Genomic DNA, 5,142 nt, shown 5'->3' with positions numbered 1-5,142 from the left:
TTGCCCTACTTTCGTAATGCCAGTTATTTCATCGACTTCAAAGTCAAAAACAGTTTCTTGTCCGGTTTTACCACAAATATCCAGTTTAAGGGTGCCATTAATTTCACCTACAACAGTTGCTTTTATTCCTGCATCACTGAATACCTGGATACATTCATCTGCATTTTCAGGTCTGACAGTAATTACATAACCTGTTGCTGTATAAACCTTAAGCCACTGCTCAAGTTCTACACCTTCAGGAACCGGGATTTTTTCAAGGTCTACAGACGCACCCACATTACTGGTTTCACACAGCATTCCAAGCGTGCCTATTGTTCCGGGGTTACTGATATCTTTTCCTGCTGTTGCAAGTTTTCGCTCTCCAATGGTTTGCATCACAAGACAGCGATCACGTACTGTATCAGAATCTTTAAATGAGGTTGTGTCCCAGCTATATGGTGAATTTGGACCTATTCTTCCATCCATGTCATAGGCAACTATAATTGAATCACCAGGTTTTGCAGTATCACTCCGAATGATACAATCCTTCTTTGCAATACCGATTATGGCTACTGCTATTGAACTATAGGGTGTATCAGGGTGGAGATGGCCCCCTACCATCGGAACTCCAAATTTTCTGATTCCATCGGTTATTCCTTTTAAAAGATGGTCACAGGATTCCTTATCACTGGAGGATATAACATCAACCATTGCCAGTGGACGTGCACCCATTGCTGCTATATCATTAACATTGGCAAGAATGGCTGTATAACCTGCCCACCAAGGACTTGCTCTCATCAGCTTTTCCCAGATTGAATCCGCAGCAAATAGTATAACATCATTTCTGCCAATATCAATGACTGCAGCATCATCACCAAAGTCTACTAGTGAACCTCCATATTCAGAACGTACTGATTCAAAGATTTCAACTATACCTTCGATGGGTTTCTTTCGGGTTACACCTTCAAAATTTCTGATACTGTCTGCAATCTGTTTCAAATCCAAAGAAAAGCTTCCTTTGTTTTTTTGGTTACAATAAATTAATTTTCATCATCCGTATCTTCATCGGATTTGGATTTTGTATTTCTCAATGTTTGAAGTTTGACCATGTTTCTTCTTTCTTCACTCATCTGAGATAGGTCCTGACCAAGTAGTCCATAAGCATCAGACCTACACTGGCGGCAGTGGCGCATCTGGGATACGAATGGTTCACAGGCTGCCTGTGCAGCTTTTCGTTCTTCATCAGTGGGTACCCTCCAGTCAGCAAACTCTGCCTGTGGTATAAGAGGCATGATATTCATGATAAATACACCCATTTCATTCATCCTTTTGGCGATTTCTACAACATGGCCATCATTAACATCTGGAACCAGCACTGTATTTACCTTTATAACAATTCCTGCATCAATAGCCGCTTTTATACCTTCAAGCTGGTTATTGATGAGTAATTCAGCTGCTTCCTTACCCTTATATACCTTTCCATTGTAAATTACATGGTCGCATATCTGTTTCTGGATTTCGGGATCAACTGCATTAACTGTAACAGTAAGTGTCTGCACACCTGCATCCAGCATATCATCGATTCTGTCAGGAAGTGCAAGACCATTAGTACTCATACAGATAATAACGTCCGGAATTTCTTCTTTAATGAGTTTGAAGGTTTCAAATGTTTCATCATTTGCCAGTGGGTCACCAGGCCCTGCTATTGCTATAACTTTGATATTTGGAAAATCCTTCAAAACCCGTTTGGTTTTCTCAAGCGCTTGTTGCGGGGTCAAAACTTCGCTTGTCACACCTGGACGGCATTCATTTACGCAGTCATAATCCCTTATGCAGTATTTGCACTGAATATTACATTTTGGAGCTACTGCAAGGTGCATCCTGCCAAACTTATGTTGAGCTTTTGGGTCATAACACGGATGTTCTGAAATTATCCGCAATTGTTCATTACTGTAATCCGAACTTGATTGATTATCACTATTTTCAGCTGGCATAACGGTATCCTCTCAGGTCTTATTAACATAATACAAACCGAACATTCTTATAGATATTGGGAGTTTGATTGTTAGCTGGTAGTTGAATCAATTTCACACCATTTACTTTCTCCTTCCCAGATTCTGACTCTGATAAGCATTTCAAGTTTTTCAGATAGTCTAGAATAAATATCTTCACAGAGGTTTTCAGTACTTGGATAGGATAGTATATTATTAAGTAAGGTATGGTCGTATTCTTTCAACATGTCTTTAACGACCCTTTTGATGTTTGCAAAGTCCATGACCATGCCACCTTTTTTTTCACCTTCTATCACCACTTCTACCTTATAGGTATGACCATGTACGATTCCGCACGTTTCATGCCCTGGTAAATAGTGAGCAGTATCAATTGATTCTATAATTCCGAGTCGCATTTTCTTCATCATAGGCACCCCAGCATCTTCTGGGTTTGTGGTATTATTCTCGTATCTATTCCATTATTATCAAGTAATCGTTTTTGGAGCTGAAGTAAAAACTGAATAGATGGTTTATCATTGTACTGTGTTACAGGCTGAAGTATAATCCCAGTGATATAATCTGATATATTATCCACAATATCCAGAACATCTTCGGATTTTGTGTTATTTAATATTACGATTTTGCAAAAGCAATCTCTGGATTCTGTGGTTTTTAATATTCTGAAACTGTCAATTGTTCTTTTAATATGTGTTTCAAAATCATCACATTCAATTTCATTTATAATTTTAACGTCTCCTGATACAAAGGACACTTTATGCTTTATCTTTTTTGCCATATCAGGCATAGTCATATTGGATTCCAGATATATTGGTGCAGATGTTTGCAGGTTTTTAATAAAATCTGCATGTAATAAGGGTTCTCCACCTGTCAATGAAATGGAATGAACATTGCCAAAGGATTCTACTGCATCAATAACTGTATTTACATCCAGTGGATTGGGTAGTGATGCAAATATAGCAGAACCAGGTTCTTTTTCAAACCTGCAGATATCCGTGTATCCTTTTTGCGTATCACAATACCAGCATTGAAGGTTGCATCCGATAAAGCGGACAAATACCTGTCTCATACCTACATAGGGTCCTTCTCCCTGAACAGAACAGAATATTTCACTAACCGGAGCTTTCATCAAATCACATCAAGGGGTCTAGATTTCCTTAAATCTTTCTCGATGTCGTCAATTTCGTTGACATAACATTCAGCAATTTCATGCATCAATTGTTCGATTTCATCGTCCTCTAACTCACTGCTATTTAAATCTGCATAATGGTCGTGCACTACATTAATCCCGAAATGAATTTTCTGTGAAACAGCTGAAGTACTGGCGATAGATACTGAAAGTTTTTTATTGTTTACAAATAGGTCATCACCTTTACGTATAATGTTCAATCCTTTAACTGTCAATATTTCCGAGACTATGGATACAAATAAACGCTGCCTTGGATAAATGAGTTTTAAATCGGTTGAATCAAAGTGTTCGATTATAAAATGAATCATATCAGGTGAATAGATGGATTCGTTACCCTTTTTATCCTCAAGATCAATCATATGGTCAAATTCCACATCGCAGGTTCCCCTGAAATAGATTATCGAATCATCCTGAATACCTGCTATATTATATGCCCATAACGATGAGATCTGGCTTCCGTCATAATTCCTGTTTCCCAGATAAACACATTCCATAGATACACACCATTTTTAATTAATCTTCATCAACCATACCCAATCTTACAAGAAGCGGGTCGTCTATACCCAGCTCATCAAACGCATGTTTGCGCCTCATACAGCTTTCACAAACACCGCATGGGAGTTCTCCACCATGATAACAGCTCCAGCTCCACTCCAGAGGTGCTTCTGATTTTAAAGCTTGTTCAATGATGTCCATTTTATCATAATCAACAAGAGGAGCAAGTATTTTCACACCGTTTCTGGTTGAATATGAGAGGCAGGTATTCATCGAATCCACAAATTCAGGAGAATTATCAGGAAAAGTCTGTGCTTCCTCACTGTTAAACCCTACCACAACATATTCACATTCAAAGCTTTCAGCAAAGCCTGCTGCGATATTTAAAAATATACCATTTCTATTTGGTACCCATACACTTTTTGCAGATTTTTCCGTTTTTTCTGTTGCAGTTTTTCCTGACACATCATCTAATGTAAGTTCCGGTACATCCTGTTTTCTGCTCACCAGAGATGTATTGGTTATTTTTTCAAGCCAATCGAGTCTGATTATCTCATAATTGATTCCAAAATCGTCGCAGATTTTTTTGGAATATTCAATCTCCTTTTTTGCAGAACGCTGACCGTAATCAAAAATAATTGCCAGTTTTATATCGGTTTTTTCTCTTGCAATTGTTAGAGCTGCTACCGAATCCAGTCCACTGCTAAGTAGTGATATTGCTCCCATTTTTGAATTTCCATATTCATGTCATTTTGCAGATTAACCGTTATCAATCATGAACAGTGAATTACCATAAACCTACAAAAAAGTAACTAATTTAAGCCTTTTGTTCGAAATTAACAATTTATAAAGGATTCCTAATGAATCTGAAAGTAAAAATTACGGATAAAATTCAATGCTGACGTACTTCCACGGATAAATCCGTGAGGTTCTGTGGTCGGTGGGCGTTAAACCGTTGCCATTTGCGGGGCGCATAGCTATATTGAACGCCGCGTTTGCGTCCGCATAATCAACGTGCTCACAATGAGGACACTCGAACGATTCACCACTTCTAATACCCAGATAACCGTATCTACTGCAATCCTGCGAGGTATATTCAGGTTTTACAAAATCAATTTTAACTCCAAGCATCCTGGCTTTGTATTCCAACATAAATTGCAGTTGATAGAACGACCAGCTGTGCAGGGAGTATTTGAAAGATTTTTTGCATCTCGCAGAATTCCTTATACCTTTCAGGTTCTCCATCCTGATACCACAGTTATTGGCAGCAGCGGTTTCCACAATCTTGGAACTGATTTTATGGTTCAGGTCCCTGACAATCCTTGATTCTCTGTCATTGACCTGTTTAACTTTCTTGTATTTCCCTTTGACCTGTAGTTTCCTACGGTCGTTTTTATATTTCAGATGTGTATGTAGTGCTTTTTTACCCAGTTTCCAGATTTTACCGGTCTTCGGGTTTGACATCACAGC

Annotated in this window: 7 protein-coding genes; all 7 read right to left on the bottom strand. The window is 38.5% G+C overall.

The window, feature by feature from the left end:
- A partial coding sequence (locus tag ACLFMM_RS09195) for a methanogenesis marker 2 protein (protein ID WP_410808438.1) occupies positions 1 to 984 on the bottom strand: 984 nt, incomplete at its 3' end.
- Positions 985 to 1,019: 35 nt separating this feature from the next.
- Positions 1,020 to 1,973, bottom strand: a complete 954-nt coding sequence (gene nifB / locus ACLFMM_RS09190; RefSeq protein WP_410808437.1) for a nitrogenase cofactor biosynthesis protein NifB — start codon at positions 1,971 to 1,973, stop codon at positions 1,020 to 1,022.
- Between the two features lie 71 nt (positions 1,974 to 2,044).
- Complete coding sequence (queD, locus tag ACLFMM_RS09185) at positions 2,045 to 2,395, bottom strand: 6-carboxytetrahydropterin synthase QueD (RefSeq protein ID WP_410808436.1); 351 nt, start codon at positions 2,393 to 2,395, stop codon at positions 2,045 to 2,047.
- A complete protein-coding gene (locus tag ACLFMM_RS09180) occupies positions 2,395 to 3,117 on the bottom strand; it encodes a 7-carboxy-7-deazaguanine synthase QueE (protein ID WP_410808435.1) in 723 nt (240 codons plus the stop codon). Before ACLFMM_RS09180 ends, queD begins: the two co-directional genes overlap by 1 nt.
- Positions 3,117 to 3,671: a DUF366 family protein gene (locus ACLFMM_RS09175; protein WP_410808434.1), complete on the bottom strand. Its 555-nt coding sequence runs from the start codon at positions 3,669 to 3,671 to the stop codon at positions 3,117 to 3,119. The genes ACLFMM_RS09180 and ACLFMM_RS09175 overlap by 1 nt, the downstream gene beginning before the upstream one ends.
- Before the next feature lie 19 nt (positions 3,672 to 3,690).
- Positions 3,691 to 4,398 (bottom strand): 7-cyano-7-deazaguanine synthase QueC, encoded by a 708-nt coding sequence (gene queC, locus ACLFMM_RS09170; RefSeq protein WP_410808433.1) that lies wholly within the window; start codon positions 4,396 to 4,398, stop codon positions 3,691 to 3,693.
- Positions 4,399 to 4,551: 153 nt separating this feature from the next.
- The coding region (locus ACLFMM_RS09165; protein ID WP_410808432.1) for an RNA-guided endonuclease TnpB family protein at positions 4,552 to 5,142 on the bottom strand (591 nt) is incomplete at its 5' end.

Source organism: Methanohalobium sp. (genome assembly GCF_046546175.1).
Lineage (GTDB): Archaea > Halobacteriota > Methanosarcinia > Methanosarcinales > Methanosarcinaceae > Methanohalobium.
This window is presented reverse-complemented; position numbering and strand designations above follow the sequence as displayed.